The sequence below is a fragment of the Terrabacter sp. BE26 genome, assembly GCF_041941675.1.
Lineage (GTDB): Bacteria > Actinomycetota > Actinomycetes > Actinomycetales > Dermatophilaceae > Terrabacter.
Genome location: NZ_CP090122.1, coordinates 2,467,060 through 2,493,995 on the forward strand (window position 1 = coordinate 2,467,060; position 26,936 = coordinate 2,493,995).

A 26,936-nucleotide genomic window follows, 5' to 3' on the forward strand; every position below is an offset into this window, starting at 1 on the left:
AGGGGGCACTCTCCTCCGTGGGAGAGTGCCCCCTCGACGTGGGCGGAGCAGGTATGCCGTGTGCCTCAGTCCGCCTTGACGGCGAGGACCGGGCAGGTGGCGTCGAGCAGCAGGCGCTGGGCGGTCGAGCCGAGGAGCAGCTTGCCGACCGGGCTGCGGTGCCGGATGCCGATGACGAGCATTCGGATCGACTCGTCCTCGATGATCCTGAGGATCGAGTCGGCGGGGTCGGTGCCGTGCTCGATGCGCCGCACCTCGTGCGTCACGCCGGACTCGGCCAGGTCGTGGTCGAGCCGGTCGAGGTCCGAGCTCTCGGCGCGGTGGGCGTCGACGAGCTTGTCGTCCCGGGACATGTTGAGCACGAGCACCGACTCGTCGTGCGCCGTGGCCTCGGCGATCGCGGCGGCCAGGGCAGCCTCGCCCTGCGGGGTCGGGATGTAGCCGACGAGGATCGTCATGCCATCACCTCCGTGGCAGCAGGAGCGTCGGAGCCGGCGCCCGGGCCGTCACCACCACGGCCGCGGCCACGGACCTTGGCGACCAGCGGCCAGAGCAGCACGAGCGCGATGACGGCGTAGCAGACCCAGGCGACCGGGCCGCCGACGAGGCCGTCGAGGTCGCCGCCCGAGAGCTGCAGCGACCGGCGGCCCTGCAGCTCGGCGAGAGGGCCGAGGATGACGCCGATGATGAGCGGCAGCACCGGCAGGCCGAACCGGCGCAGCACGAAGCCGAGCAGACCCAGCCCGAGCAGCAGGAACAGGTCGAACGGCTGCGCGTTGACGGCATACGCCCCCATGGAGGCGAAGAAGAGGATGCCGGCGTAGAGGTACGGACGGGGGATCTGCAGCAGCTTGGCCCAGGCGGGGGCCAGCGGCAGGTTGAGCAGCAGGAGCATCGTGTTGCCGATGAAGAGGCTCGCGACGAGCGTCCAGACGAGCACCGGCTGCTTCTCCATCAGGAGCGGCCCGGGCTCGAAGCCCCAGCCCTGCAGCGCCGCGAGCATGATGGCGGCCGTCGCGTTGGTCGGCAGGCCGAGCGCGAGCATCGGCACGAGCGTGCCGGCGGCGGAGGCGTTGTTGGCGGCCTCTGGTCCGGCCACGCCCTCGATGGCGCCCTTGCCGAACTCCTCGGAACGCTTGGAGAGCCTGCGCTCGGTCATGTACGACAGGAACGTCGGGATCTCGGCGCCGCCGGCGGGCAGGGCGCCGAAGGGGAAGCCGAAGGCCGTGCCGCGCAGCCACGGCTTCCACGAGCGGCGCCAGTCGTCGCGGCCCATCCACGGGCGCCCGACGGGGATGACGGTGGCGGCCTTGCGGCGCAGGTGCGCCGCGACCCACAGCGCCTCGCCGACCGCGAAGATGCCGACCGCGACGACGACGACGTCGATGCCGTCGGCGAGCTGGGCGACCCCGAAGGTCAGGCGCTGCTGCCCGGTGACCTTGTCGATGCCGATGATCCCGATCGCGAGCCCGATCAGAAGCGCCGCGAAGCCGCGGATCCGCGAGCTGCCGAGGACCGCACTGGCTCCGACGAAGGCGACGAGCATGATCGCGAAGTACTCGGGCGCCCCGAGGCTGACCGCGAACTTGACGACCTGCGGCATGACGAGGGCCAGCGCGAGGGTGCCGATGGTGCCGGCGATGAACGAGCCGATGGCCGCGGTGGCGAGGGCCTGCGCGGCCCGGCCGGCCTTGGCCATCTTGTTGCCCTCGATCGCCGTGACGACCGACGACGACTCGCCCGGGGTGTTGAGCAGGATCGAGGTGGTGGATCCGCCGTACATGCCGCCGTAGAAGATGCCGGCGAACATGATGAGGGCCTGGGTGGGCTCGAGGCCGTAGGTGACCGGCAGCAGCAGGGCGACCGTCATGGCCGGGCCGATGCCCGGCAGGACCCCGACGGCGGTGCCGATGGTGACGCCGATCAGGGCGAAGAGCAGGTTCATCGGGGTCAGAACGTGCCCGAACCCCTCGAGGAGGTTGCCGAAGTTGTCCATCAGAGGATTCCTTGGAGGACGCCGGCGGGCAGGTTGATGTCCAGCCCGATGGCGAAGGCGTAGAAGGTCGCGAGGGCCAGGCCCAGGCCGATGAGCAGGCCACGCACGTGGTGGCGGTTGCCGAGGGCGAAGGCCGAGCCGGCGAAGAGGATGGTGCCGCTGATGACCCAGCCGAGCGGCTGGATGAGCACGGCGTTGAGCAGGAAGAAGCCGGCGAGCAGGGCGAGCGTCTTCCAGTCGGAGCCGGTGGACAGGTCGACGTCCTCGCCCTCCTCGGGACTGCCGACGCCGCCGCGGTGGACGTCGACGGCATACAGCACGGCGGTCACGAGCAGGAGGATGCCGAGGATGATCGGGACGGGCCGGGGACCGACGGGGTCGTTGCTGCTCGTCGCGTGCCCGATGCGGGCGGCGTCGGTGAGCAGCAGGACGCCGAGGACCGCGAGGCCCGCGCACAGGGCGTACTGTGCGCGGTCCCCGCGGCCGCTCCGGTCCCCGCCGGCGGCCTCCCCCGTCATGTCGCGCGTGGCGTCACGGGTGGTCTCGGCGGAGTGGTCCGACATGGTCAGCTCGCCAGCCCGAGCGTCTTGAGGATCTCGGCGACGGAGGCGTCCTGCTCCTTGAGGAAGGTGCCGAACTGGTCGCCGGTGACGAAGGCGTCGGTCCAGCCGCGCTTGGTCATCTCGTCCTTCCAGCCCTGCGAGGCGTGCATCTTGGTCAGCGCGTCGATCCACGTGGCCTTGTCGGCGTCGGAGATGCCGGGAGGGGCCACGATGCCGCGCCAGTTGGTGAAGACGAGGTCGATGCCGGACTCCTTGAGGGTCGGCACGTCGGGCAGGGCGTCGATCCGCTTCTCGCTCGTGACGGCGAGGACCTTGACCTGGCCGGCCTTGACCTGGTCGAGGAACTCACCGAAACCGCTGGCGCCGAAGGAGATCTTGTCGCCGATGAGGGCGGGGAGCAGCTCGCCGCCGCCGTCGAAGCCGATGTAGCTGACGGCCTTCGGGTCGATGCCGACCGCCTTGGCGAGCTGCATCGGGAGCAGGTGGTCGGGGCCGCCCGGCGAGGAGCCGCCGCCGACGTTGACCTTCTTCGGGTCCTTCTTCCAGGCCGCGACGAGGGCGTTGATGTCGGGGTAGGGCGAGTCCTTCGGCACGACGATCGCGCCCGCCTCCTCGATCAGCTTGGCGATCGGGGTGGTGTCGGAGAGGGTGGCCTGGCTCTTCTGCGTGTAGGCGGCGCCGACGACACCGAGGCCCATCTGCATGGCGAGCTTGCCGTTGCCCTTCTCGTTGACGGTGCGCTGCAGGCCGACGGTGCCACCGGCGCCCGGGAGGTTGAAGACCTGGATGGCGCTGGTGATCTTGGCCGTCTCCATGACCTTCGCCGCGGTGCGGGCGGTCGTGTCGTAGCCGCCGCCGGGGGAGTTGGGGACCATGATCTGCAGGTTGCTGGCGGGCGAGCCGCCGGCGGCGCCCGTTCCGGCTGCTGCGGCCTCGTCCTTCTTGGCGGTCGCGCCGCAGGCCGACAGGGCCAGGGCCGTGACACCGGCGGTGATGCCGAACAGGACGGACCTGCGGGCGGGGGTGCGAGTGCTCATCGTTGAGGTTCTCTTTCGCGTTCTGTGGCTGGAACGGCATGATCGTGGCTTGCGTCACGCCGCCGTGTCGCCCTTGTGTCAGCAATGAAGGTTGAGTTCGTTTTGGTCACGCAGAGACCGGGCCGCTTCGGTCGCCTCTCCCTCGCCGGGCAGCTGCTCGTCGTGCAGATGGTCATCCTGCTCGGCGTGCTCGTGACCGTCGCGCTCGTCTCACTCGCGCAGTCGGACGCGACGTTCACGCGCACCGAGGGGCGCCGGGTGTCGGGCATCGCGGAGCAGCTGGCGAGCACCCCGATCGTGCGCAGCGAGATGAGCCCCGGCGGTGTCGTCAACGCGCTCCCCGCGGTGGTGCAGTCGGTCGTGACGCAGTACAACGTCACCTCGGTGACGGTCGCCGACGCCGACGAGGTCGCGCGGGTCTCCTCGGACCCGACCATCGACAGGACACGCATCCCGCTGGGCAAGCCGGCCGTCGGCGAGGGTGCGAGCTGGACGGGCGTCATGGACGTGCGCGGCGAGCGGATGCTCGTCGCCCAGAGCCCGCTGCTCTACACGCCGACCTCCTCGTCGGAGGCGGCGCCGCTGCCCGTGGGTGCCCAGCTCGGCACCGTCATGGTCGCCGTCCGTATGCCGTCCGCCTGGGACCGCCTGCTCGGCAACTCCTCGTACCTGCCGACCTACCTCGGGATCGCGCTCGTGCTGGGTGGGGTCGGCTCGTGGCTGCTCGCGCGGCGGATCAAGCGGCAGACGCTCGGGCTCGAGCCGGCGGAGATCACGGGGCTGGCGGAGAGCCGGGAGGCGATGCTCTTCGGGCTCGCCGAGGGCGTGGTGGCGCTCGACACGAACGAGCGGATCACCTTGGTGAACAACGTCGCCCAGCGACTGCTCGACCTCCCGGAGCATGCGGTAGGGATGCGCCTGGACGACCTGCCGATCGGTGCGCGGCTGCGTGACGTGCTGCGCGGGGTGACCGACGAGACGGACGAGCCCGACCAGACCGGCCTGGCCGACCAGACCGGCCTGGCCGACCAGACCGGCCGGGCCGTGGCGCCGCGCGACCAGGTGGTGCTGCGCCGGGGACGGGTGCTCGTCATGAACCGCATGGAGGTCGGCAAGGACGGGCGGCCGCTCGGCTCGGTGACGACCCTGCGCGACCGCACCGAGCTGGCCGACCTCGAGCGGGAGATCGGCTCGTTCCGCAGCACGACCGAGCTGCTGCGGGCGCAGGCGCACGAGTTCGCCAACCAGCTGCACACCATCTCGGGGCTGATCCAGCTCGGGGAGTACGACGAGGTCGTCGGCTACGTCGACTCCGTCAGCGAGCACCGCGCGCAGCTCGACCTCACCGTCTCGCGACGCATCCGCGACACGGCGGTCACCGCCCTGGTCATGGCCAAGGCGGCGCAGGCGACGGAGCGCCGGGTCGAGCTGCGCGTCTCCGACGACACCTCGCTCGGCCGCATCGGCTCCCGGGACTCCGCGGACGTCGCCGCGGTCGTGGGCAACCTCGTGGACAACGCCATCGACGCGGCCGCCTCCTCCGAGGGCGGTGACAAGTGGGTGGAGCTGACGATCCGCCAGGACGCGAGCTCCCTCGAGGTCAGCGTGGTCGACTCCGGCCCGGGCATCGCCCCGGAGGTGGTGACCGAGGTCTTCACCCACGGCTACACGACCAAGGCGGCGCGCGCCGGCGAGCGGGGCATCGGGCTGGCCCTGACCCGGCTGATCTGCCAGCGGCGAGGCGGCGAGGTCGAGGTCGAGAGCACTCCGACGGGCGCGAAGTTCGTCGCGCGCCTAACCGTCGAGGCCGGGCCCGAAGCCGCACCGACACGCGGGCCCGCGCCCGTGCCCACGTCCGTGACCAGTGAGGAGAAGCGATGATCCGGGTGCTCGTCGTCGACGACGACTTCATGGTGGCCCGCATCCACCGCGGCTTCGTCGAGCGGGTCGACGGCTTCGAGGTGGTCGGCACGGCGCAGACGGGTGACGAGGCGCTCGCGCTCGTCGGTTCGCTGCAGCCGGACCTCGTGCTGCTCGACCTCTACCTGCCCGACGCGTTCGGTCTCGACGTCGTGACCCGGCTGCGCGCGGCCGGGCAGACCTGCGACGTGCTCGTCATCACCGCGGCCAAGGAGGCCGACGCGGTGCGCGGGGCCGTGCGCCAGGGCGTCGTCGGCTACCTGCTCAAGCCTTTCACCTTCGCCGACCTCGAGCAGCGACTGCGCACGTATGCCGTCGAGCGGGCCCGCGACCTCGGCGACGAGCTCACGCAGGAGCAGATCGACGCGGCCTTCGGGGCGCCACCGGTCGGGCGCATCGCGGTCGCGCTCCTGCCCAAGGGCCTCAGCACCGAGACGGCGGAGGTGGTCGAGGCGGCGCTCCGCGGGGCGTCCGACACGCTCTCGGCCACGGAATGTGCTGAGGCCGTGGGAATCTCACGCGTGAGTGCCCGGCGCTACCTCGAGCACTTCGTGGCGTCAGGCCGTGCCGACGTCACCCTGCGCTACGGCTCGACCGGCCGGCCCGAGCGCCGCTACCGCTCCCGCTGACCGTCGCGCGGGTCAGCTCCAGAGGTCGGCGAGCTGGTCCGCGAGGGCGAGGCCCTGGGCGTAGCCGCCTCGCGCCGCCGGCTGACGCGTCGACGGGTCCAGGGCGTTGGCGTCGAACACCTCACCGGATCCGGCGTCGGGGAAGACCGTCAGCACCCTGCTGCCTGCGGCCCTCAGCTCCGCGACCTGGGTGGCGAGGTCCATGCCCCAGCCCGACGGCATACGGGATCGGCCACCGAAGGGTGACAGCACGAGCACGAACCCGTAGCCGGCCGCGAGGTCGGCGTTCTCGCTGCGGCGGTAGCCGCCGTTGAGGTAGCGGTTGTCACCGATGCGGTAGGGCGTCATGGCCGAGGTGCTCGCGGCGACGGCGTCGACGAGGTCGACCCCGCTGTGGCGGTCGAAGACGACCGGCTCCCCGGTGCGTGCGTCGACGGCGGCGATGAGCACGCGCTGCTCCGGCCAGTCGCGGCCGGGGAGACGCGCTGCGACCGTGTCGCGCCAGCGCGTCGAGAGGGAGCCGTCGGACCGGTCGAGCTCGAGTGCCGCGGCACCCATCCGCCGGCGCATGTCCGTCGGGTCGGCGGCAGAGGCGATGACCGCGTTCGACCACTCGAGGTAGCTCGGCCCGGAGACCGCGGGACGCGGGCCTGCGGAGCCGGTCGGGGCGGAAGGGCGCCGCGGCGCCTCATCCAGGATCGCGGCATACAGCTCGGCCGGCCTTGGGCCGCAGGTGATCTGGGCGGCGACCGTGGACCCGGCCGACGTGCCGACGATCAGCTCCGCCCGGGTGAGGTCGACGCCGGCAGCGGCGAGTCCGGCGACGAGACCGATCTGCCAGGCGTTGCCGGCAGCGCCGCCGCCGGCGAGGACCAGGGCGCGTTCGTCGGGGTGGGTGAGTGGAGCGGGAGGAGGTGTGGTGTCCATGGGAGTTCGCCTCGCTCGGTCAGTAGACCCTGACCGCACGACTTGCACTGTACGAGGCGAGGTGGTCGGTGTCAGCCGGCTTGTAGACCCGGTAGGTGAACGTGCCCCGGGCCGACGGCTTGACGGAGAAGGCGTAGGCACTCGTCGTCCCCAGTGGCTTGCTCGTCACCGTCGTCCACTTCCCACTGCCGGCATACCGCTGCAGGTAGACACCCTGTCCGACGTGGGTCGGCGAGACCGACCCGGACATCGTGAACGTCCCACCCAGCGCGAGCGAGCTGCGGCTGACGACCCCCGTGACCGCGGTGCGGACCCCGACCGCGCGCAGCGCGCTGCTGGATCCGACGAAGCTGGTCGAGCCGCGGTAGATCCACAGGTACTCCACGGATGTCGCGGGCTTGTGGGCGTAGGACACGGTGCCCGTGGAGCTGGAGGTCCGCGTCGTCAGGAGGTTCCACGTCGTGGTCCCGGCCCTGCGCCAGTAGAGCTGGACCGGGACACCGACGACGGAGCCGCCGGTGTCGGGGCGGGTCAGCCTGCTGCTCACGGTCACGGAGCCGGCGTACGCCAGCGAGGTGACGTTCGAGGTCATCGTCTCCGTGGTCCCGACCAGGGTGCGGGAGGACGGCGCACTGAGCTTGCCCGACCGGTCCCTGGCCCAGATCCGGAAGCTGTAGGTGGTGCCCTGCGCCAGGTTGGCGACGTTGGCGCTCGTCGCGGTTCCGGAGTAGGCCGCCGTGCCCGTGGTGACGCTGGCGGGGGGCGTCGTCCCCGGCGCCATCCGGACGATGTAGCGGTCCAGGTCGTTGACGGTCGGGGCCTTCCACGTGAGCGTGGCGCCGCGCAGCGTCCCGGTGGCCGTGAACGAGCCCACGGCCGGGGGAGTGACGTCGACCGTGCGGAAGGTGACCGAGTATGCCGTCGGCATCGTCCCGCCCGCCGTGTCCTTCACGCCCGACACCGTGAGCCGGTAGGGCGCGTTGTCATAGAGCGCCGTCGTGGGCCTGACCGTCGCCGTCCGCATGACCGCGTCGTACGTCACGGTGGCGGGTACGGCGGAGCCGGTGTGGCCGTCGAGCAGCCGCACCGTCGAGGCGTTCACGGTCGTGCCGTTGACGTCGCCGGCGAAGGTGACCGTCGGCGTGTAGCTCGGGGCCAGGGACGACGCGAAGTCGCTCGGTGTGGTGCTGCGCACCGACAGCGCGGGCTGGCCGGGGACAGTGGCCGCGGTCGCATTGCGGAGCACCGCCACGTCGGTCCTCGTCATCAGGGCCACGTCGGGATGTCCGTCCCCGTCGAGATCGCCGGTGGACAGCTCGCCCTGGTGTGCGGACGAGATGGAGTCGCCCGTGGGCGTGGACACGGGCGCCCCGAAGCCGCCGCCGGCGAGCCCGGGCAGCACCGAGACGTTCGGGCTCGGGTTCCTGCCTGACGTGACGAGGTCGGGGACCCCGTCGCCGTTGACATCGGCCACCGCGAGGGTCTCGCTGTAGGCGGGCATGGCCGTGCTGGTCGGTCCCTGCAGCGTGCCGTCGGCTCCCTGCAGGAAGGTCGCCAGCCTGGCCGATCCGCTCGCGCTCCGGACCAGGGCCACCACGTCGGGGCGCCCGTCGCGGTCGGCGTCGAGAATTCGTGCGGCCCCCACCGTCGAGCCGGAGGAGAGGGTGACGGGGTGCTTGGTCACGCGCCAGCCGGTCGGGTCGGAGGGGTCGTTGTGCAGGACGACCGCGCTTGCGCCGTCGGTCCCCACGACGTCCGGCCGTCCGTCACCGTCGACGTCGGCGATGGACAGGTCGACCAGCTGCCCGGGGACGTCGATCGCCTTGGTGTAGGTGCCGTCCGGCTGGTGGATCAGGATGGAGGTGGTGGCGGACATGCTCGTCACGAGGTCCGGGTGGCCGTCACCGTCGACGTCCCCGACCGCGACATCTCGCACCAGGCCCGGGACCGATGCGACGGAGCTCGCGGTCCCCAGCGTGCCGTCCGCCTGTCGGTGGAAGACCTGCAGGCCGTTCAGGGTCCCGGCCAGCACCTCTGCGGTGCCGTCCCCGTCGAGGTCCGCGACGGCGACCCGCGTCACGGGCGAGTCGTCGGCGGTCGGGTAGAAGGTACCGTCGTCGGGGGTGGGGGCGCTCGCCTGCGCATACACGATGATGCCCCGCGGGGTCACGGCGTCGGACGACTCGCCCAGGGTGGCGACGACGTCGTCGCGGCCGTCGCCGGTGACGTCGCCGACGGCGGTCGAGCCGGTCTGCGGCGTCCGCTGGTAGAGCCAGGACGGTGAGTTGAGCAGCGCCCCGGTGCGCCGGTTGAGCGACACGGTGTAGGGCCGAGCGACGCGGGCGCCGTTGAAGTTCTCGATCCTGACGTAGGAGGTGCCGGCAGGGGCGGTCCAGCCGACGAGCTCGGCGCCGCCCGCCCCCTGGTGGTCGGAGGTCGTGACCGGTCGGAGGGCGGAGTCGTAGACCGAGACCTCCGGGTCCTCGTTCTGGGGCAGGTTCGGGTCCTCGGCCGGGGGTGTGACCGTCACCGACAGCGGCTGGGTGGTGTCGGTGACGATGCGGTACCAGTCGACGTCGCCCTCGACCGAGACGATGCCCGTTGCCGAGTCGGCGAGGAGCGTGGCACGGCTCGGCACGTCGTTGGGCTCGCCCGCCCCCATGGCGGGGAAGCCGAAGTCCGCAGCCCAGCCGCCGCCGAGGGCGTTGGTGGCGTCCACGATCCCGGCGCCGTAGTAGGGGTCGATGCCGCGAGGTCCGGCATCGCGGGCGGTGGACTTGAGGCGTGAGAGGACCTGGGCGGGCGTGAGGGTCGGGCTCTGGGTGCGGATCAGTGCGGCCACCCCCGAGACGATCGGTGCCGCGAAGGACGTGCCGTCACCGTAGAAGTAGTCGTTGCCACTCGAGTCCGGGATCCCTGTCGAGAGGATGCCCCAGCCGGGTGCGGCGATGTCGACCCAAGAGCCGTAGGTGCTGAAGTCGGTGAGCGCTCCGCTGGTGTCCGTCGCGCCGACGGCCACGGCTTCGGGGTAGGCCGCTGGGTACTGCGTCACGTCGTCGCCCGAGTTGCCGGCGGCGACCACGACCACGGCGCCCTTGGCGACGGCGTTCTTGACGGCGTCGTGCAGGGCAGGGCTGTCGCCGTCACCGCCGAGGGAGAGGTTGAGGATCTTGGCGCCGTGGGAGACGGCCCAGTCGATGCCCTCGACGATGTCGGAGTCGGCACCGCTGCCGGTCCGGTCGAGCACCTTGACCGGCATGACCTTGGCGTTCCAGGCCACCCCGGCGATGCCCTCGCCGTTGTCGGTGCCGGCCGCGATGATGCCGGACACCATCGAGCCGTGGCCGTTGTCGTCGCTCGCGGCGCCGGCGGCGATGCTGGCATTGGTGATCGCGTTGTAGCCGGCGACCGTCCGCCCGGCCAGGTCGGGGTGCCTGCCGTTGACGCCGGTGTCGATGACGGCCACCACCTGGCTGAGCGAGCCCTTCGACCGGTCCCAGGCGCTCGGCACCCGGACCGTCTGGAGGTAGTCCTGGTCGCCGTAGGCGAAGGCCGGGTCGTTCGGGGAGGCGGATGCCTTGCGCACGTAGTCCAGGGCGACCTCGGCGACGGTGGGGTCGGCCTTCAGACGTCGCGCGAGGTCCTCGGCGCGACCGCTCGTCGTGACCTTCACGAAGCCGGTCCCGGGAAGCGCCTGTGCGACGCGGCCGCCGTGGGAGGCGACGGCGTGGTCGCGTCTGGTCTTGGGTGCCGACGTACGGAACTTCACGAGCACGGTGTGTGCTTCGTGCGCGCGGGTGTGGGCCTTGTCGCGCAGCGGGCGCGGGAGACGCTTGGCCGCGATCCGCTTTCCCGTCGAGGATGCGGCGGGGGCCGCGGACGCGGCGTGGGCTGCGGAGGCGGCGGGGGAAGCGGTGAGCGCCGTGACCGGTGCGACGAGCGCAAGGGTCAGGGCCGCGGCGAAAGGCCGGCGACTGAGCATGAATTAGCCCCTGTGAGAAGTGGTGCTGCGAGCGCATCGTCCGAAGGGACGGCGCGAGCGCATCATCGCAGAGGAGAAGGTGCCGTATGCCCGAAATGCACCAGGGTTACATTCAACTCCCAGCCAGCTCGGCGGCGGACGCCTGCGCGACTGCGGCACACGGCATACGACAGGGCGTTCGTGGAGGGCTGCGTCAGCCGAGGTGTGCGGCGTCGATCGCCGACTGGAGGCTCTGCTGGTACGCCTCGCTGGTGTAGGTCGCGCCGCTGACCACGTCGATCTGCGCGGACTGCTTGTCGAGCGCCTCCTGGCGCAGGGTAGGCGCGGCTCCGGCGCTGATGGACACCGACGTGCCGGAGCTGTCGGTCAGCTTCAGGGCGTGGACGTTGGTGATCTTCTTGCCCCGAAAGGTGATCCGCACCTGGACCGAGCCGTACTGCGTGTCGACGACGGCACCGTCGACGGACCCGGACCGCGGTTCGGCGGACTTCGTCGACGATGACGAGGACGAGGACGCCGACGAGGACGAGGGTTGCGGTGGGGCGCCGGCGACCGGCGGGCCGGCCTTGGCCCGGATGGCGACGTGGATGCCGTTGACCGCGTTATGCTTCGGGGCCAGGCCGCTGGCCCAGGAGGCGCCGACCGTGACGATGCCGGCGAGGCCGACGACGACTGCCGTTGTCTTCCTCACCAGGAGAACCTCTCGTCGTGGATGTGGGTCTTGGGGATGCCGCCCTCGAGGAGGCTGTGGTGGACGAGGTCCATCCACTTCCCGGGCCCGCAGACGTAGGCCTCGTGCCGGGCGAGGTCGGGCACGAGCCCGGCGAGCCGCCGGGCATCGGAGGACTGCTCGCCGTTCCTGCGAGCGGAGCCAGCAGGCAGCCAGGAGCCCTGGACCGGCGGTCCGACGAGCAGGAGCAGCCGGTGGCCGCCGACGGCGGCGAGGTGCTCGAGCTCGTCTCGCAGCGCCAGCTCCGCCTCGGTGTTGGCGCGGTAGACGACGGTGACGTCGCCGGGGCCGGCGTGGCCGTGGCGGACGAGCTCCTCGAGGAGCGAGCGGACCGGGGTGACGCCGATGCCGGCGGCGAGCAGCAGGACCCGGCGGCGGACGCGGCCCCGCGACGTGAACGCGCCGTAGGGTCCCTCGAACAGCACGCGCGTGCCGGGGCGGAGCCCCGCGAGGCGGCTCGAGTGGTCGCCGAGGTCACGGACCGTGATGCGCAGGTGGCGGCCGTCCGGGGCGCTCGACAGCGACCACGGGTGGGCGCTCGCGAACAGGCGCGGGCTGAGGAAGCGCCAGTTGAGGTACTGCCCGGCCCGCGCCGGCAGTCGGTCGAGGTCACGCCCGGTCATCCGCACCGACCACACGCCGGGGCTCTCCTCGACGACGTCGCTGACGCGCAGGCCGTGGCGCAGGCTGCGGGCGACCGGGACGAGCAGGCGCCACCACACGACGCTCGCGGCGACGAGGACGAAGAGCGTCCACCAGTAGGTGCGCGCCCAGGCGGAGGCGGTGAAGTCCGAGCCCATCGAGAGCTCGTGCGGCACGGCGAGGATGACGGCGGCATACGAGGTCAGGTGCACGAGGTGCCACCACTCGTAGGACGCCTTCCGGCGCGCGATGCTGACGGACGTCACCGCGACGACGACGAGCAGGGCCGTCGCGCCGAAGGCGAAGAGCAGGTCGCTGCCGCCGGTCAGCAGGCGGAAGGTCTCCACGACGGGTCCGAACGGCCCGTGGAGGGCGTCGCGGACGGCATACCCGAGGATGATCGCGCCGACGTGCACGAGGACGAGGGGGACGGTGATGCGGCCGAGGACGCGGTGTGCCTTGAGCGCGCGGTCCATCCCGTAGACGCGGTCGACCCACGGCACCCGCGCGGCCAGCAGCAGCTGGATGAGCAGCAGGTCCATGGCGACCAGGCCGGTGAGGCGCCCGACGGCGATCAGCATCGTGCTTGACGCGCCGGCGACGAGGTCGTGGCTGCCGCCGGCGAGGAGGAACTGGGTCACGACGGCGAGGAGGCTCGCGATGGCCAGGGTCTCGAGGAGGTCACCGGTGCGCGCCTGCCAGCGGCGGAAGTCCGAGCCCGCACGCAGGGCGCGACGGACCCGGCTCGGGGTCCCGCGGTGTGGTGCGATGGTGGTGCTCACGTAGACGATCGTCGCGAGGCGATCTCAGAAAGTTATGAGACGGCGCGAGGAGTCCGACCGCATGAGTGTGCCGACGTCCCGCCCTCGCCTGCTCCTCGTCGAGGACGACCCGGACCTGTCGCAGATGCTCGCCGAGCTGCTCGACGAGGAGGGGTATGCCGTCACGGCCGTCCGCGACGGACAGGCCGGGCTCCATCGTGGGCTGGTCGACGACTGGGACGTGCTCGTCGTCGACCGGGGGCTGCCCGGCATCGAGGGGGTCGACCTCGTGACGCGGCTGCGCTCGCGGGGGCTCACGGCGCCCGTGCTCTTCCTCACGGCGCGCGGTACGGTCGCCGACCGGGTCGAGGGGCTGGACGCGGGCGCGCAGGACTACGTCGTCAAGCCGTTCGACGTCGAGGAGGTGCTGGCCCGGCTGCGCGCGCTGCTGCGGCCCGTCGGCGGCGCGGCGAACGAGCTCGCGGTCGGTCCGCGACGGCTGCTCGTGCAGGAGCAGCGCCTGGTCGGGGACGGCGACGAGGTGATGCTCTCTGGCCGCGAGGCGCGGCTGCTGGAGACGCTGGCGCGCCGCCCGACGCGGGTCTTCACCCGTGACGAGCTGCTCGCGACGGCCTTCGACCACGCCGACACGCTCGGCGCCGTGGACACGTACGTCTACTACCTGCGTCGCAAGCTCGGGAAGTCGGTCATCGAGACCGTCCACGGGGTCGGCTACCGGCTCGGGACGTCGTGATGGGTTTTCGGTCGAGATCGGCTGTGACGGAGAGGGATCCGCTGCGGCAGGCGTCGCGGTCGGTGGCTCTGCGCGTCGGTGCGACGACGGCCCTCGTCGTGCTCGTCGCGATCATCGGCGCTGCGGTCCTCTTCGACCGGCAGCAGCTGTCGGAGGTCCGGGGGCGTACCGAGACGACGGCGCGGACGGCCGACGACGTCATCGACGCGCCGCCGGGGACGTGGCTCGCCAAGCTGGCCGGACCGACGCACGAGGTGACGCGGACGATGCCTGCCGGTCTGGCGACCGCGGTGGTCGGGACCAGCCCGGACGTCTCGGGGGCGACGAGCTACGACGCGGACGGGCGCACCTGGCCCGCGTGGGTGGACCGCCGCTCGGACGGGACCTACGTCGCCGTCTACGACATCCGGCTGCACTCGGGCGAGGAGCAGCGGCTGCTCGTGTCCACGGCGGTGGCCGGTGGCATCGGTGTGCTGCTGGCGGCCCTGACCGGGCTAGTGGCCGGGCGCCGGGCGGTGCGCCCGCTCGGCGAGGCGATGGAGCTGCAGCGGCAGTTCGTCGCCGACGCCTCGCACGAGCTTCGAACGCCTCTTGCCGTCATCAGCACCCGCGCGCAGATGCTGCGCCGGCACGTGGCCGCGGATGCGCGGGCTCACGAGGGCGACGCGGCGGACGAGCGTCGGCTCGCGGAGGTCGACCAGCTCGTCCACGACACGCAGGCGATGGCCGACGTCGTGTCGGACCTGTTGCTCTCGGCCCAGCTCGAGCACGTCGACGAGGTCGCCGAGAAGGTGGATCTTGGCGCTCTCGCGTCGGACGTGGTGACCTCGCTGAGGCCGTATGCCGCCGACCGCGGCGTCACGCTCGTCGACGAAGGTGCAGGACCGGGATCGGTGGGCCCGGAGGTCTCTGCGGGCTCTGACGGTTCTGGGGGCTCTGTGGGTTCGGACCGCAGCCCGTGCGTCGTCGACGGTGTGGCCGCAAGCCTTCGACGGTCGGTGCTGGCGCTCGTCGACAACGCGATCGCCCACTCCGAGCGGGGATCTCGGGTGGAGGTGCGCTCCTCGAGGGAGGACGGGCTGGTGCGGGTCGACGTCGTCGACCACGGCCCCGGCGTCGACGTCGCGGACGTGGAACGGCTCACCCGAAGGTTCTCGCGCGGTGACGGCGCCTCAGGTGGCCGGCGCGTCGGTCTCGGCCTGGCGCTGGTGACCCAGATCGTCCGGTCCCACGGGGGTCGACTCGACGTGCAAGCGACGCCCGGCGGAGGCGCGACCTTCACGCTCGTCATCCCCGCCGCCCGTTGAGGTTGGCGCGCCAGGCTTAGTCCGGCGGCCTGCGGGTTCGGCTCCGAGTCGAGGGAGGTTGGGGCAATCAGAGCTGCGCCAGGACCTGCTCGCCGATGTGCCGCATTCCCCGAAGCACCGCCCACACCGTGAGGTGGTCGAGCGTCGTCCCGGGCTTCGGGTCCCAGTTGGCGATGGCGGCCCACGTGACTGTTCGGCCGTCGGAGGTGATGGCACCTACGTCGGCCCGCACCCCGTCGTCCGTTCCTGTCTTGTTCCAGAAGGTCATGGGCAGTCCAAGAGACGCATGGTGAGCGATCGGGTCGAGGCCGCCCTGCTCGACGAGCGCCGAGCCGACCATCGACTGGTCGACGTTGGCGGATAGCCACTGACGGACCAGCCGGTCGGCGTCCTCACCCACAGCGGTCCCCGCGGCCAGACGGCTCATCAGCGCGCTGAGCTCCGATGCCGAGCCGGTCGACAGGGTGACGGGGTGCTCGGCTCCACGGACGTCCCGCACCTGATCGTGCAGGGCGGTTGCGCGCAGGCCGAGGGACGTGGCTCGCGCGGCGACCTCGGCGAGTCCGACCCTGCGGAGCAGGACATTCGTCGCGAGGTTGTCGGACACCGCGCCGACGAGGGCCGCGACGTCGACGAGGGGGAGGGTCTCGACTGACAGGGTGTGCCACAGGCCGGAGTCGCCGACCCAGAGGTCGAGCGACCGGGTCAGCGGCTCGTCGGGGGAGAGTTCGCCGGCGGCGATGAGGCGTGCGGTCTCGATGAGGAGCAGGACCTTGCCGACGGACGCGGTGCGCAACGGCACGTTCTCGCCGGACGCGCCCAACGGCATGCCGGAGCTGTCACGGACGGAAACCGACCACGTGACTCCACCGGCATCGGGAAGATCGAACTCCATGTCAGGCAAGGGATTTTAGCCACCCGACCAAGGCGGCGTTGACCTGCTCGGGGGCCTCCTCCGTCAGGAAGTGGCCGGCGCCGGGGACCTTCACCTGACGGAAGTCGCCGGGCACGAACGCGGCGGAGCCGTGGGTCGCCTCCGCGAGTACGCACCCGTCGTCGGTCCCCTGCAGCTGCAGCACCGGGACCCCGATGGCGTAACGGATGCGGCGCATGAAGATCGGCCCGTCCGGGCGGATCGACGACCGACCGAGCCAGCGGTAGTGCTCGGCGGCGGAGTGCGCAACGAAGGGGATCATCATGGCGTCGCCGTAACGGCATACGTCCTCGGAGGTCGGGAACGACCCCGAGGGGGAGGCCCACGCGCGCAGGAGCTCCGCGACATACTCGTGTGAGCGGGTCATCTCGCGCTCGGGGGCGAAGGGCTTCTGCAGGCCGACGACCCACGAGGAGGCGCGCCGCTGCTTCGCGTTGGTCCATGTTGCGTGCCGCATGATCCGCGGGTGCGGCATCGAGAGGGAGGCGACCGCACGCGTCACCTCGGGCCGGAGCGTCGGCATGCTCCAGGCGATCCAGCCGCCGAGGCCCTGTCCCACGACGACGGCGTCCTTCTCACCGAGCGCGCGGATGACGCTGTCGGTGTCGAGGGTCGCCATGTACGTGTCGTAGCCGCGAGGTGGCTTGTCGGAGCCGCCGTAGCCGCGCAGGTCCATCGCGGCGACGCGGTAGCCGGCCTCGGCAAGGGCGACCATCTGGTGGCGCCACGTGAACCAGAACTGCGGGAAGCCGTGGAGCATGACGACGAGCGGTCCCTCGCCCATCTCGGCGACGTGGAAGCGTGCGCCGTTGGCCGAGACGTAGCGGTGCTCCCAGGGGCCGTCGATGTTGACGAAGGCAGCGTCGACGGACATGGGTGTGACGATAGGCCCTCGGGTCAGGCGTCGCGGGACGAAGTGACTGCGCTTGCGCCGGTGGTGTCAGCGGGCACGACGGGGGCGGCCGCAACCTGGCCGTTCGGACGGTCCCACTCGGGACGCGGCGCGGGGACGGTGGTGCCCGGGTGCTCGGCTGCGGACTTCAGGCCGGCGACCGTCTCCTTCGCCTCCGCGATCGTCTTGTCGGGCGACGGCTTGACGGTCTTCATCTTGCGGATGCCCAGCATGGCCAGGACGCCGGCCACGAGCAGCATGAACACGGTGACTATGAGGAAGCTGAGCCAGCGCGGCAGGCCGAGGGCCTGGATCCCTTCGGCGATCGTGATGAAGATGAAGTAGACGGAGTAGAACGCGACGACGCCGGCTGCGGCGAGGAGGGCTCCGCCGACGCCGGCCTTCTTGAACTGCACCGAGAGCTCGGCCTTGGCCAGGGCGATCTCGCTGCGGACGAGCGTCGAGAGATCCTGCGTGGCGGAGGCGACCAGCTGGCCGAGGGTCCGCTCCTGCCGGGGATCCGTGGTCATCGGCTCACTTCCTCCGTGCTCGTTGGGAACTGCGCGGTCGCGCCTGCCACTCATGCAGGTGCCACCCTACTGCGGAGCCCGTACCCGAACGCGCACGGCGGGAGTCAGGCCGGGTCGAGCCGTCCGTCGGCCTGGTAGACGTCCGGCACGCCGTCATGGTCGAGGTCGGCGGTCTCGCGGGCCTCGACGAGGCGGTAGTGCCGGTTGCGCAGTCTCAGGACGACGGTTGCGAGCAGCGCCGCGATGACGCTGCCGCACAGGACCGCAAGCTTGACGTGGTCGTCGCGCTCCGAGCCGTTGCCGAAGGCGAGTTCGCCGACCAATAGCGCGACGGTGAAGCCGACGCCCGCAAGCAGGGACAGGCCCAAGACGTCGCTCCAGGCGAGGTCCTCGTCGAGCTCGGCGCGGGTGAAGCGCGCGACGGCCCACGTGCCGCCCAGCACACCGATCGCCTTGCCGACGACAAGGCCGACGACGACGCCGATGGCGGCCGGGTCGCGCAGCGCGGCCCCCAGGCCACCACCGACGACCGTCACCCCGGCGGCGAAGAACGCGAAGACCGGGACGGCGAAGCCGGCGGAGAAGGGGCGGAGCTTGTGCTCGAGCCGCTCGGCGACTGAGCGCCGGTCCGGGTCGTCTTCGACCGCCCGGTTCACCGGGACGAGGAGGCCCAGCAGGACACCGGCGACGGTGGCGTGGATGCCGCTCGCGTGCACGAAGCCCCAGGCGACCAGCGCAGGGATCGCGAGGAGGACGGGGTTGGTCCGCTTGCGCTTGAGGAGCAGCCGCCACGCGGCGAGGGGGAGGGCGGCGGCGACCAGCCAGAGCAGATTGACGCTCTCTGTGTAGAAGAGCGCGATGATCGTGATGGCGATGAGGTCGTCGACGACCGCGAGGGTCAGCAGGAAGGACCGGAGCGCGCTGGGAAGGTGTGTGGCGATGACGGCGAGCACCGCGAGAGCGAACGCGATGTCGGTGGCCGTGGGGATCGCCCAGCCCCGGAGTATGCCGCTGAGCTCGCTTGCGCTGGCCCCTTGGCTCATCAGCGTGGCCGTGATCCCGAACAGGATCGCGGGCAGCGCTACGCCGCACACGGCTGCCGCGATCGGCAGGGCGGCCTTGCGGTGATCGGAGAGGTCGCCCGCGACGAACTCCCGCTTCAGCTCGATGCCGGCCACGAGGAAGAAGATGGCAAGGAGGCCGTCGGCCGCCCAGGTCCCGAGGGACAGATCGAGGTTGAGCATGTGCGGCCCGACGACGGTGTCGCGGAGGGTCGAGTAGCCGTCGCGCCAGCGGGAGTTGGCCCAGAGGAGGGCGATGGCCGCAGCGGCAAGCAGAATGGCACCGCCTACGGTCTCGGTGCGCAGCAGGTCGGCGACGTAGCTGGCCTCGCGCCCGGTGCCGCGGCCGAGTAGACGACTTCTTCCGGGCGGAGCCGGCGTGGGGGCGGGGGAGGGCGCGTCGGTCACCGTGGGACCTCTCGGGGTCGGGTCGTAGGACGCCGACCAGACTTCCCGGCACACCTTGCCCAGTCACAGGGTCCCGCCGGGCGCCACCAGTCTAACGAACGTCCCGGATGTGCCTGTGACACGGCCAAATCAGACTAATCCGACAATGGCTATGCGGATGCATTCCGTGCCTCTGCATTGTGTTTTGTGGGAGGGGGAATCTCGCACACAACTGCATCCGGTGGGGAACGATGAACGACAAGCCTGCGGGCTGGTACTACGTTGGCGACGGCAAGCTGCGCCACCGCGACAACCACGGCTGGACCGACTTTTACATGGAGACTGCCGACCCGCGGACGCTGGACTGGCCGCCTCCAGACCCCAAGACGCTGCTAGGGGTAGTCCGTGAGGAGGGGTCGCGGGAGGCTGCCCGCCGAAAGGGCTTCGGTCGCTCGCGACGTGCCAAGCGGCAACAAGCGATCGAATAGACCCGTACGTCAAGGCCCACGTCGCGCCTCGCCTTCACTGTGGTCCCGCCGGGCTTATGATTCCGTGAGCGGCGGGCTTCTCTTGCCCTCGGATCTTGAGAGACAGGAGCAAGGCAGTGCGCCACGGTGAGGTTGTTGTCGCCGTCGTTCCACTGTTCAACCCCCCGGACCACCTGCAGGATGTAGTAGCGCGACTGGTACGGCAGTGCGCGCACGTCGTGCTGGTAGATGACGGGTCTGCTGAGCATGTATGGGCGCGCATAGTGACGCTCACTTCCGGCCGGGTTTCGGTCATCCGCCCTGGGGGAAATCAAGGCATCGCCGCCGCCTTGAACTCGGGCGTGCGGCAAGCGAGGTCCTGGGGACACGTCGACTTTATTCTCACCTGTGATCAGGACAGTCTGATAAGTGAGATCTATGTCGCTGCCGCATTGAATCGCCTACATCAAGTGGACCACTCGGAGGAGTATGGCCTTGTAGCTGCTAGCAGTATTAATAAAAGGCCGGTTCAAAAGCGCCTGTTCAGTCGGCTCGAACCATTGGAACCGATGCAAAGTGGGATGTTAATCCGAGCCTTGACCTTTGATCGAGTCGGTTATTTCCGTGAAGACCTTTTCATCGACTGTGTCGACACGGACTTCTACCTTCGATGCCGATCTGCGGGTCTCAAAACTCTGTCGGCTCCGCCTTGCCCTTTTGTGCATCACCTAGGTTCATCCCGCTGGGACAACGCCATTGGGAACCGCTTCTCGCGCCACCCCCCCTGGCGCACTTTCTACATGATCCGGAACCGACTCAAGACCATGCAGCTCCACGGCGGCAGTGATTGGGAATGGGCGGTGCGGATCGTTGCGATCCAAGCTCCGGCTTTCATTGCAACGGTCGTGAGCAGCCCGGACCGCCGGGCTCAATGGTTCGCAATGCGCAGGGGCTATCGAGATTTCCGGAGCGGTAGCAGTGGCCCCATTGGCCCTGAAGAGCGTAGACCGTTGCCGCGGACGGACGGCGGCCGGCCGCGTAGGCTCAAGTGGAAGCCGAACGCCTGATGCGGTCATGGATGCGCAGGTTCGTGGGTTTCGCGTCTTTGCCTCTTATAGCTGCGGCGGGAGGCGTCGTAGCTTTTCCGCTCGTGGCTCGCAATGTCAGCCCGCAGGATTGGGCCGCCCTGACAGTCGGGCAGTCATTAGGGCTGCTGGGCGCCATCGTGGTGGGATTGGGCTGGCCGGTCGTCGGGGCTGCTGTTGTGGCTCAGGCCGACCCGGAGGGCCGCAGGCGCATTTACGCAGATGCGCTCACTAGCCGCGTCGCCGCGGCGGTCGTGGTAACCCCCATTGCGGCAGGTCTTGCAGTGGTTGTTGCGCCAGGCGATGGGCACGCGCTGACTTGTGCTCTCATGGCTGTGGCGACCACACTGTCTGGCCTCTCAATCGCTTGGTTTTGCGTGGGCAGCGCAGCCCCTCGGGAGATCGCAGCCTTCGAGATTGCACCGAGAGTGTCCGGCCTCGTGCTCGGCGGTCTAGCTGTCGCCGCCTCAGGCAAGGCGTCTTTCTATCCGGCGGTCATCGCGGTGTCCACGATCAGTGGCTTGGGTGCCTACTCGCGGCGGGTACTCGGCCCTTCACCAGTGCGGGCCCTTGTTTCAACGCACCCGGTATGGACGTTGCGCACTCACGGCAAATTGGCACTGATCGAGACGTCGGCGGCTTCCTTCACGTCGGGCCTCGGATTCCTATCGGGCTTCTTCCTGTCTGTCCCGGAGCTTGCTAGACTTGGCTCGGGTGAGCGCTTGTCTCAGGTGCTGCTTCCCAGCATCGCAGCACTTAGCAACACGGTGCATCCCTGGCTTGCGGTCGCACCTCAGGATGAGTTCCGCCGCCGCGCTTTGCGGGTCGGAGCCCTTCACGTAGCCGCGGGCGTGTTACTGCTGCTGGCTTTGGGTTTGGCGGGGCCGCTCGCGTCGAAGTTGCTCTTCGGCCCGGGCCTACAGGCGCCCGCGCCCGTCTGTTGGACCCTGGGTGCCTACCTCCTCTTCGTAAACCTTCAAACAGTTGCGTGCAGACATATATTGGTAACCCAACGTCAGACGGGCCACGCCGTGCGGGCGAATGTGCTGGCGGCTCTGATCGCGGTTCCGTTGGTGCTGGTCGGCGCCAAGGTGGCCGGATCAGTCGGGGCAGTCAGCGGCATGGCCACGGGTGAACTGTTGATCTTTCTATTCGCACTGCCTGCCGCGCTCCGGTGTGTGCGTCTGTTGCGGCGCTGGTCGGCCTAGGCGCGGGCCCAAAGGGAGGTCTCAGAAGTACCTGCAATCCTCTTACGGCGGGTTTGCATCTGTGATGTGGCGGATAGCTCCCCAGGCCAGGGCAAGGCAGATCAGGAAGGGGGTCCTGCGCCGCAGGGCCTGAATCAAGAGTAGGCGCCCCAGTTCGGCGTTCCACCGCCCGGTTGCCACCGATCGGAGGTCAGCCTCATGCGGTAGTCCGTGCGCCCGGCCCATGAGGGCCTGGGCCATTGCGGACCGCCACTGCCATGGCCGATCGACGAAGAGATGAATGTCGAAGCGGCCGTCCGAAACGAGGCTGACGACCTTAGCCGGATTGGGAGGTCTGGACTCTCCGATGACGTTCGCGCCGTGCTGCACATAGTCCTGAAGCACTGAGTTGATTTGGGCCACGCAGCCCACCCCCGCTGCACAAACCGCTAGCCAGTGATCGTGGATAGCCCCGGGCCCTCCGTCGGGGAACGGCAGAGCTCCTCGGACTGCCCCAGCGCTGAAGGCGGCATGACTCCCCGTCACCTGATTCATGAGGAGCATGTCGAGGACGCCTCCCGCTCGCCTGCGGGTGAGCCCCTCGCACACGCCGTCAATGGTCACGACCCGGGCACGTGAAGCGACTGCGGCGACATTCGGTGCAGCCAATGCTGACGCCAGCACCTCCAGTTTGTGGGGGTACCAGTAGTCGTCTTGGTCTGAAAGTGCCACCCACCCGGCGCCCGCCGGCATGAAAGTCAGAAGGCGTTCGAAGTGACGGTACACGCCGGCGTTGTCCGGGAACTCGACGACGTTGAATCGTGGGTCGTTGCCCACTGCTGCGCGAGCGAGGGCTGCGGCGCCCGCGTCCTCGCCGTCCACGCCTACGAGACAAGTCCAATCGGCCAGGGTCTGTGCACGTATGGACTGCAGCTGCCGCCGCAAGAGATGGGCATGAGGTCTGTGCACCGCGACAACAATGAAGCCCGAGCCATCAGCCACGAGCGCGTGCTCCTCCACCCAACAGTCTCCAGTATCGGTCGAGCAGGAAGTTGACCGCCCACATGAGTGGTGGGAGCTGCATCATTGCTGGATCGATTCGCACAGATAGCAGTGGCGTCAATGCAGCGGGTTCGCGCTGCCAGGTCCGGGTCACGAGCTCTCTGCGGATGCGCAGGTCTCGGCGGTGACGCCACAACCAGCGGTATCCCTCGATCTTTTGGGTAAGCCAGCCTTGCTTGGTGGCCAGAGCAAGCAGCCCGACTTCCGACAGAAGTATGGCAGGCAGGACGCGACGTCGAAGGCTGGTCGGATAAACGGTCAGCACCGTGGCAAGTCGATTGCGTTCCAGCAGGTACATCTTCAGTGCGTTGCGTGAGAAGTTATAGTGATGCAGTGCGACCGCGTGAGGGGTGAACACAACCTGGCCCCCAACGAGCCACATTCGGACGCTGAGCTCGCAGTCCTCGTGGTACGCAAAGTAGCTTTCGTTGAATCCTTCTAATCTGTCCCAGACGGCTCGGCGCAATGCCATCAGGCCGCCCGTTGCAGTGGCGACTTGTCTTTGCAGTGAGTGGCTCGTTGCCAGCTCGCCGTGGCCGCCAGCCCAACACAGCCCGGTGTAGTGAAGCGGATTTCCGGCAGAATTGACGCGGTCGGGTGCGTTGGCCAGGCGAAGACATCCTGTCGCCATGGTCGGACGAGCCTCATCAGCGACAGATATCAATGCATCGATGGCACCGGGTTCGATAATGGCGTCAGAGTTCACGAGAATGACGAAGATCCCATTGCCGGCTTCGGCTCCTAGGTTGACGCCTCCTGCGAAGCCGAGATTTCGGCCGGGGCACAGCGTGCGGACCTGGGGTGGCCAACCGTTGCGCCGATGTGCAGCGCCCGCGACGCCGTTGTCCACGAGAATCAGCTCATCCGAGGGGCCCATGTCTACAGCTATGGCCGACAGGCACTGCTCAAGGTACTCCTCAGAGCCAAAGCCAACGACCACGACGGTCGCACGAGCACTCATGTGACTCCGGGTTGTTTAGCAGGGCGCTGTAGTGGGTGTTCCCTCACGCAGGGTAGCCCAGCGTCTGGCTTGATCGGTCGTTCACACCGGCAGAGCCCCCTTGCGTGGCCAAGGTTGCTGGCCCTCTGACTGACTGCTTGCAGACCAAGCGCCTGACCCGAGGGGTCACGATTTCCTCTGGCCCCAGGTGAACGCCGCTCGCCGTTGGACCGTGAAGTGTCCGTCGTCGGTGCGATTTTTCCTCGAAAGCTCCCAAAAGTCGCGGCCGAGCCGTCGGCTTGGAGGCTGTCCCGCCGGTGGGCGAACCAGGCAGGTCGGCACGAGTCAGCTCATCAATTCGGTCGGATCTCAATCCTGAGATGGGTTGGCTTTCGCCTCGGCAACTTGTTCTCGTAAGTGGAGCTCCACTCTAAGAAGTGCCGCGTCCTCGGCGACGCGAAGCATACGTCTTTCCAGGCGACCGATCTCCGCCGTCAGCTGAATCAGGATCAGCAGCAGGCCAAGGAAGCCGATGAAGAAGAGGAGGTTGAGTGGCACCGCAATGCCAGTCATTCGCGCAGCCCAGTCGAGAGCCCCCGGTGCGAGTGCCATGAGTACGGTGACCACTCCGACCAAGGTCCATGTCACCGCGAACCGTCCCCGGATGTAGCGGCGGCGCACCATCTCGAAGATCGTGAGAACAACCACTGCTGCGCCGGCGAGGGCGAGTCCGAAGCCTCCAGTCACGGCAGGGTCCCCGCCGTCACGGGCTTTGCGCGCACCATGCCGAGGAAGACCGTCGCCACAGCACGGCCGGCGTACCCGATTGAGGAGAAGGTTCCCTGACTCGGCCTGCCTCCCAACCGCGGACGCATCACGACTCCCACCTCGCCGACCCTGAAGCTCGATCTGCGCGCCAGGACGAGCGACTCGACCGTGTCGCCGAGGTACTCACAGGGGTAGTGCTGGGCGAAAAGTTCGATGGCCGGCTTCGAGAAGGCGCGAAAACCCGAGGTGGAGTCGGTGAGCGTGTCACCCACGACCCAGCTCATGAGTCCCGCAACTAGGCGCATAGATGCGCCACGGATCGGGTGGACATCGTAGGTCGAGCCTTCGCTGAAGCGACTACCGATTGCGATGTCAACGATCGCGGTGGCGTCGATGAGACGTTGTGCCTCGGCGGCGATGTGCTGCCCGTCCGCATCGACCTGCACTACGACGTCGTAGTCCCGCGACAGGGCATACCTGAAGCCTGTACGCATCGCGCCTCCGACGCCCATGTTGAAGGCGTGTTGAGCGACCTTGACGGGAAACCGCCGGGCGATTGTCGCGGTCGCGTCGGCCGAGCCATCATCAACGACGAGGACATCGACACCGCGCAGGCTCTCGAGAACCTCGGCCAACACGACGGCGATGGAGGCGGACTCGTTGTAGGCCGGCATCACGACCAAGACGCGTCGTGGTGCGTCGGCTCCAGCGATCCGCTCATAAACGCGGGTTGCCATCGTCTAGCCCCCTACCTCATGTCCTCCCGCGCGGTGCCGAGCGGTGACCCTCCGCCGCCATGGTGCATGGAGGTGGAGGGCCGTGTCAGGCGATTGGACATTTCCGTCGCGTCGGACTTGTCGTCCTTTCAGGGAATAGGTCCGACACCGCGGCCAGTCCTTTAGGCTCGCCGGGTCTGCGCAGGCAGCGCCCCGCAGTGACCGACGCTCGTGGTGGGTGGGCCTGTCGCTCGTCGGAGGAGAACCATGCGCGAAACAATTCCAGCCCGAGCAAGTCACAGAGTCGGCGTCGTCGACTCGACTGTCGGCTCGGGACCCGAGTCGTCGTCGGTCCTCGGGCAGGTGAGAAACGCTGTGTGGGCATGGTTGGTTCGGTACTGGGTCCCGCTCACCATCTTCGCCGCCTCACGGGTTGTGGACACGATCTTCCTGGCAGTGGCGGCTGAGCATCAGGTGGCCATGCCGACCACCAGACCCGACTACTACGTCTACGAACCCACGCCCCAGGCCCCTGGCTATCTCGGAATCGTCTCCAACTGGGACGCCCAGTGGTATCGGCGGATCGCAACCGATGGGTATCAGGTACCGACTCCCAAGGCCACTCCGGCGGACGCGCACGACACTCTGTGGACTTGGGCCTTCCCGCCGGCGTACCCGTTGATGGTCCGCGCCGTCATGTTGCTCACATCCCTGCCATTCACGGCTGCCGCGACTGTGGTCAGCTGTGTCGTCGGGGCTGGAGCCATGGTCCTGATGTACCGCTTGGTTCTGCGTAGCGGGGGCGCCTTTCTGGCGGCCGTGACCGTGCTCTTCTCCTGCTTCTTCGTGAGCGCACCACTGCTGCAGATCGGCTACAGCGAGTCGCTCGCTCTACTGTTCCTCATGGCGGCCCTGAACCTGGTGGTCGACCGCCACTACTTCGGGTCCTCGGCGGCAGTGCTTGCCCTGTCGATGACCAGGCTAGTCACCTTGCCCTTCGTGGTGGTGGTGCTCGTTCACGCGTATCTCCGATACCGGTCGGAGGGCCCCTTCTGGAAGACGCGCCGTAGCGGCGCAGCGGCACTTGCCCTCCTTGGGGCCGTCAGCATCTTTGGTCTGTTCTCGTGGATGCTTCTTGCCTCACTCTTCATCGGCACTCAGGCAGGTATGGCTCGGAGCGCTGGACAACGAAGCCTCCACCTCGGGTGGTTCGAGGACACACTCCATCTCTTCGGTGTTGTTGGCTTGGCCTTACTTGTCCTCTTCGTGTTCATGCTCGTAGTCGGCATGCTGCTTCCCAGCGCCAAGGCGTGGGCGCCTGAGCTCCGAGCATGGTCCGTGGCGTACCCCGTCTTCATCTTCGCGATGACGCCAATGCTTCCAGCGGTCATGCGCTACATGCTGCTCGCGCCGACCTTGCCCGTCCTGCTCGCGGGCACGCCGCGGCGCGCCTCTCGACTGAATGTCCTGTGGGTGGGGGTCGTCCTATTGCTGCTGATCGCTGCCCAGCGGTGGTATGCCGCCAATATCATCGTCGTTTGGACCGAGGGGTTGCGCCCGGCCCCGTAACTCGGAGGCTGCCTGATTTGAGTCTGCCTCAAGAATGGGTCTGCACCAGCCTGTGGCACGCCGTCGCGCCTACGTCGCGCCCACGTTCTT

General features: G+C 69.2%; 23 protein-coding genes. 7 read left to right on the plus strand and 16 right to left on the minus strand.

What is annotated here, in order from left to right:
* Positions 1-65: 65 nt before the first annotated feature.
* From LQK93_RS11435 to LQK93_RS11450, 4 genes are read right to left on the minus strand one after another with little or no spacing between them, the layout of a single operon-like run.
* Positions 66-458 (minus strand): universal stress protein, encoded by a 393-nt coding sequence (locus LQK93_RS11435; RefSeq protein WP_374967907.1) that lies wholly within the window; start codon positions 456-458, stop codon positions 66-68.
* Positions 455-1,996 carry a tripartite tricarboxylate transporter permease gene (locus LQK93_RS11440; RefSeq protein WP_374967908.1) on the minus strand — a complete coding sequence of 514 codons (1,542 nt, stop codon included), beginning with the start codon at positions 1,994-1,996 and terminating at the stop codon, positions 455-457. Before LQK93_RS11440 ends, LQK93_RS11435 begins: the two co-directional genes overlap by 4 nt.
* Positions 1,996-2,559: a tripartite tricarboxylate transporter TctB family protein gene (locus LQK93_RS11445; RefSeq protein WP_374967909.1), complete on the minus strand. Its 564-nt coding sequence runs from the start codon at positions 2,557-2,559 to the stop codon at positions 1,996-1,998. The genes LQK93_RS11440 and LQK93_RS11445 overlap by 1 nt, the downstream gene beginning before the upstream one ends.
* A gap of 2 nt (positions 2,560-2,561) precedes the next feature.
* A complete protein-coding gene (locus tag LQK93_RS11450) occupies positions 2,562-3,596 on the minus strand; it encodes a Bug family tripartite tricarboxylate transporter substrate binding protein (RefSeq protein WP_374967910.1) in 1,035 nt (344 codons plus the stop codon).
* A 102-nt stretch (positions 3,597-3,698) separates the two neighbouring features.
* Here LQK93_RS11450 and LQK93_RS11455 point away from each other — a divergent pair, with 102 nt between their 5' ends.
* Both LQK93_RS11455 and LQK93_RS11460 read left to right on the plus strand, forming a co-directional pair.
* Positions 3,699-5,477, plus strand: a complete 1,779-nt coding sequence (locus LQK93_RS11455) for an ATP-binding protein (RefSeq protein WP_374967911.1) — start codon at positions 3,699-3,701, stop codon at positions 5,475-5,477.
* Complete coding sequence (locus tag LQK93_RS11460; RefSeq protein WP_374967912.1) at positions 5,474-6,145, plus strand: response regulator; 672 nt, start codon at positions 5,474-5,476, stop codon at positions 6,143-6,145. Before LQK93_RS11455 ends, LQK93_RS11460 begins: the two co-directional genes overlap by 4 nt.
* A gap of 12 nt (positions 6,146-6,157) precedes the next feature.
* Here the strand turns inward: LQK93_RS11460 and LQK93_RS11465 are convergent, their stop codons facing one another.
* The 4 genes from LQK93_RS11465 to LQK93_RS11480 all read right to left on the minus strand — a co-directional run bounded on the left by LQK93_RS11465 (position 6,158) and on the right by LQK93_RS11480 (position 13,208).
* Positions 6,158-7,072, minus strand: a complete 915-nt coding sequence (locus tag LQK93_RS11465) for a patatin-like phospholipase family protein (RefSeq protein WP_374967913.1) — start codon at positions 7,070-7,072, stop codon at positions 6,158-6,160.
* Positions 7,073-7,091: 19 nt separating this feature from the next.
* Entirely contained in the window at positions 7,092-11,054 is a 3,963-nt protein-coding gene (locus LQK93_RS11470) for a S8 family serine peptidase (protein WP_374967914.1), read from the minus strand.
* A 193-nt stretch (positions 11,055-11,247) separates the two neighbouring features.
* Positions 11,248-11,745: an FMN-binding protein gene (locus tag LQK93_RS11475; protein ID WP_374967915.1), complete on the minus strand. Its 498-nt coding sequence runs from the start codon at positions 11,743-11,745 to the stop codon at positions 11,248-11,250.
* Entirely contained in the window at positions 11,742-13,208 is a 1,467-nt protein-coding gene (locus LQK93_RS11480; RefSeq protein ID WP_374967916.1) for a ferric reductase-like transmembrane domain-containing protein, read from the minus strand. The genes LQK93_RS11475 and LQK93_RS11480 overlap by 4 nt, the downstream gene beginning before the upstream one ends.
* Positions 13,209-13,269: 61 nt before the next feature.
* On the opposite strand from LQK93_RS11480, the gene LQK93_RS11485 reads away from it, so the two are divergent.
* Together LQK93_RS11485 and LQK93_RS11490 are read left to right on the plus strand one after the other, a co-directional pair.
* Positions 13,270-13,941: a response regulator transcription factor gene (locus LQK93_RS11485; protein ID WP_374967917.1), complete on the plus strand. Its 672-nt coding sequence runs from the start codon at positions 13,270-13,272 to the stop codon at positions 13,939-13,941.
* A gap of 62 nt (positions 13,942-14,003) precedes the next feature.
* Complete coding sequence (locus LQK93_RS11490) at positions 14,004-15,248, plus strand: sensor histidine kinase (protein ID WP_374967918.1); 1,245 nt, start codon at positions 14,004-14,006, stop codon at positions 15,246-15,248.
* Positions 15,249-15,315: 67 nt separating this feature from the next.
* Here the strand turns inward: LQK93_RS11490 and LQK93_RS11495 are convergent, their stop codons facing one another.
* From LQK93_RS11495 to nhaA, 4 genes are all read right to left on the minus strand, one after another.
* Positions 15,316-16,143 carry a serine hydrolase gene (locus LQK93_RS11495; protein ID WP_374967919.1) on the minus strand — a complete coding sequence of 276 codons (828 nt, stop codon included), beginning with the start codon at positions 16,141-16,143 and terminating at the stop codon, positions 15,316-15,318.
* A 1-nt stretch (position 16,144) separates the two neighbouring features.
* The gene (locus LQK93_RS11500; RefSeq protein ID WP_374967920.1) at positions 16,145-17,056 is read right to left on the minus strand and encodes an alpha/beta fold hydrolase; all 912 of its coding nucleotides are present in this window, start codon (positions 17,054-17,056) and stop codon (positions 16,145-16,147) included.
* Positions 17,057-17,079: 23 nt separating this feature from the next.
* Positions 17,080-17,604, minus strand: coding sequence for a phage holin family protein (locus LQK93_RS11505; protein ID WP_374967921.1), 525 nt, complete (start codon positions 17,602-17,604; stop codon positions 17,080-17,082).
* A 104-nt stretch (positions 17,605-17,708) separates the two neighbouring features.
* Positions 17,709-19,073: a Na+/H+ antiporter NhaA gene (gene nhaA, locus LQK93_RS11510; protein ID WP_374967922.1), complete on the minus strand. Its 1,365-nt coding sequence runs from the start codon at positions 19,071-19,073 to the stop codon at positions 17,709-17,711.
* 583 nt (positions 19,074-19,656) lie between these two features.
* Between nhaA and LQK93_RS11515 the strand changes: the two genes are divergently transcribed.
* Together LQK93_RS11515 and LQK93_RS11520 are read left to right on the plus strand one after the other, a co-directional pair.
* Entirely contained in the window at positions 19,657-20,586 is a 930-nt protein-coding gene (locus LQK93_RS11515) for a glycosyltransferase (RefSeq protein ID WP_374967923.1), read from the plus strand.
* An 83-nt stretch (positions 20,587-20,669) separates the two neighbouring features.
* Positions 20,670-21,812, plus strand: coding sequence for a hypothetical protein (locus LQK93_RS11520; protein WP_374967924.1), 1,143 nt, complete (start codon positions 20,670-20,672; stop codon positions 21,810-21,812).
* Positions 21,813-21,854: 42 nt separating this feature from the next.
* On the opposite strand, the gene LQK93_RS11525 is transcribed toward LQK93_RS11520, so the two are convergent.
* From LQK93_RS11525 to LQK93_RS11540, 4 genes are all read right to left on the minus strand, one after another.
* Positions 21,855-22,811, minus strand: coding sequence for a glycosyltransferase (locus LQK93_RS11525; RefSeq protein ID WP_374967925.1), 957 nt, complete (start codon positions 22,809-22,811; stop codon positions 21,855-21,857).
* Positions 22,786-23,814 carry a glycosyltransferase family 2 protein gene (locus LQK93_RS11530; protein WP_374967926.1) on the minus strand — a complete coding sequence of 343 codons (1,029 nt, stop codon included), beginning with the start codon at positions 23,812-23,814 and terminating at the stop codon, positions 22,786-22,788. Before LQK93_RS11530 ends, LQK93_RS11525 begins: the two co-directional genes overlap by 26 nt.
* A 348-nt stretch (positions 23,815-24,162) precedes the next feature.
* Complete coding sequence (locus tag LQK93_RS11535) at positions 24,163-24,540, minus strand: DUF2304 domain-containing protein (RefSeq protein WP_374967927.1); 378 nt, start codon at positions 24,538-24,540, stop codon at positions 24,163-24,165.
* Positions 24,537-25,298 (minus strand): glycosyltransferase family 2 protein, encoded by a 762-nt coding sequence (locus tag LQK93_RS11540; protein ID WP_374967928.1) that lies wholly within the window; start codon positions 25,296-25,298, stop codon positions 24,537-24,539. Before LQK93_RS11540 ends, LQK93_RS11535 begins: the two co-directional genes overlap by 4 nt.
* Before the next feature lie 246 nt (positions 25,299-25,544).
* Between LQK93_RS11540 and LQK93_RS11545 the strand changes: the two genes are divergently transcribed.
* Entirely contained in the window at positions 25,545-26,846 is a 1,302-nt protein-coding gene (locus tag LQK93_RS11545; protein ID WP_374967929.1) for a hypothetical protein, read from the plus strand.
* The last annotated feature ends 90 nt before the right edge of the window (positions 26,847-26,936 follow it).

Excerpts from the sequence above, each read along its gene's own strand:
- LQK93_RS11435 (WP_374967907.1), bottom strand. The coding sequence starts at position 458 with ATGACGATCCTCGTCGGCTACATCCCGACCCCGCAGGGCGAGGCTGCC.
- LQK93_RS11440 (WP_374967908.1), bottom strand. The coding sequence starts at position 1,996 with ATGGACAACTTCGGCAACCTCCTCGAGGGGTTCGGGCACGTTCTGACC.
- LQK93_RS11445 (WP_374967909.1), bottom strand. The coding sequence starts at position 2,559 with ATGTCGGACCACTCCGCCGAGACCACCCGTGACGCCACGCGCGACATG.
- LQK93_RS11450 (WP_374967910.1), bottom strand. The coding sequence starts at position 3,596 with ATGAGCACTCGCACCCCCGCCCGCAGGTCCGTCCTGTTCGGCATCACC.
- LQK93_RS11460 (WP_374967912.1), top strand. The coding sequence starts at position 5,474 with ATGATCCGGGTGCTCGTCGTCGACGACGACTTCATGGTGGCCCGCATC.
- LQK93_RS11465 (WP_374967913.1), bottom strand. The coding sequence starts at position 7,072 with ATGGACACCACACCTCCTCCCGCTCCACTCACCCACCCCGACGAACGC.
- LQK93_RS11470 (WP_374967914.1), bottom strand. The coding sequence starts at position 11,054 with ATGCTCAGTCGCCGGCCTTTCGCCGCGGCCCTGACCCTTGCGCTCGTC.
- LQK93_RS11485 (WP_374967917.1), top strand. The coding sequence starts at position 13,270 with ATGAGTGTGCCGACGTCCCGCCCTCGCCTGCTCCTCGTCGAGGACGAC.
- LQK93_RS11495 (WP_374967919.1), bottom strand. The coding sequence starts at position 16,143 with ATGGAGTTCGATCTTCCCGATGCCGGTGGAGTCACGTGGTCGGTTTCC.
- LQK93_RS11500 (WP_374967920.1), bottom strand. The coding sequence starts at position 17,056 with ATGTCCGTCGACGCTGCCTTCGTCAACATCGACGGCCCCTGGGAGCAC.
- LQK93_RS11505 (WP_374967921.1), bottom strand. The coding sequence starts at position 17,604 with ATGACCACGGATCCCCGGCAGGAGCGGACCCTCGGCCAGCTGGTCGCC.
- LQK93_RS11530 (WP_374967926.1), bottom strand. The coding sequence starts at position 23,814 with ATGAGTGCTCGTGCGACCGTCGTGGTCGTTGGCTTTGGCTCTGAGGAG.
- LQK93_RS11540 (WP_374967928.1), bottom strand. The coding sequence starts at position 25,298 with ATGGCAACCCGCGTTTATGAGCGGATCGCTGGAGCCGACGCACCACGA.
- LQK93_RS11545 (WP_374967929.1), top strand. The coding sequence starts at position 25,545 with ATGCGCGAAACAATTCCAGCCCGAGCAAGTCACAGAGTCGGCGTCGTC.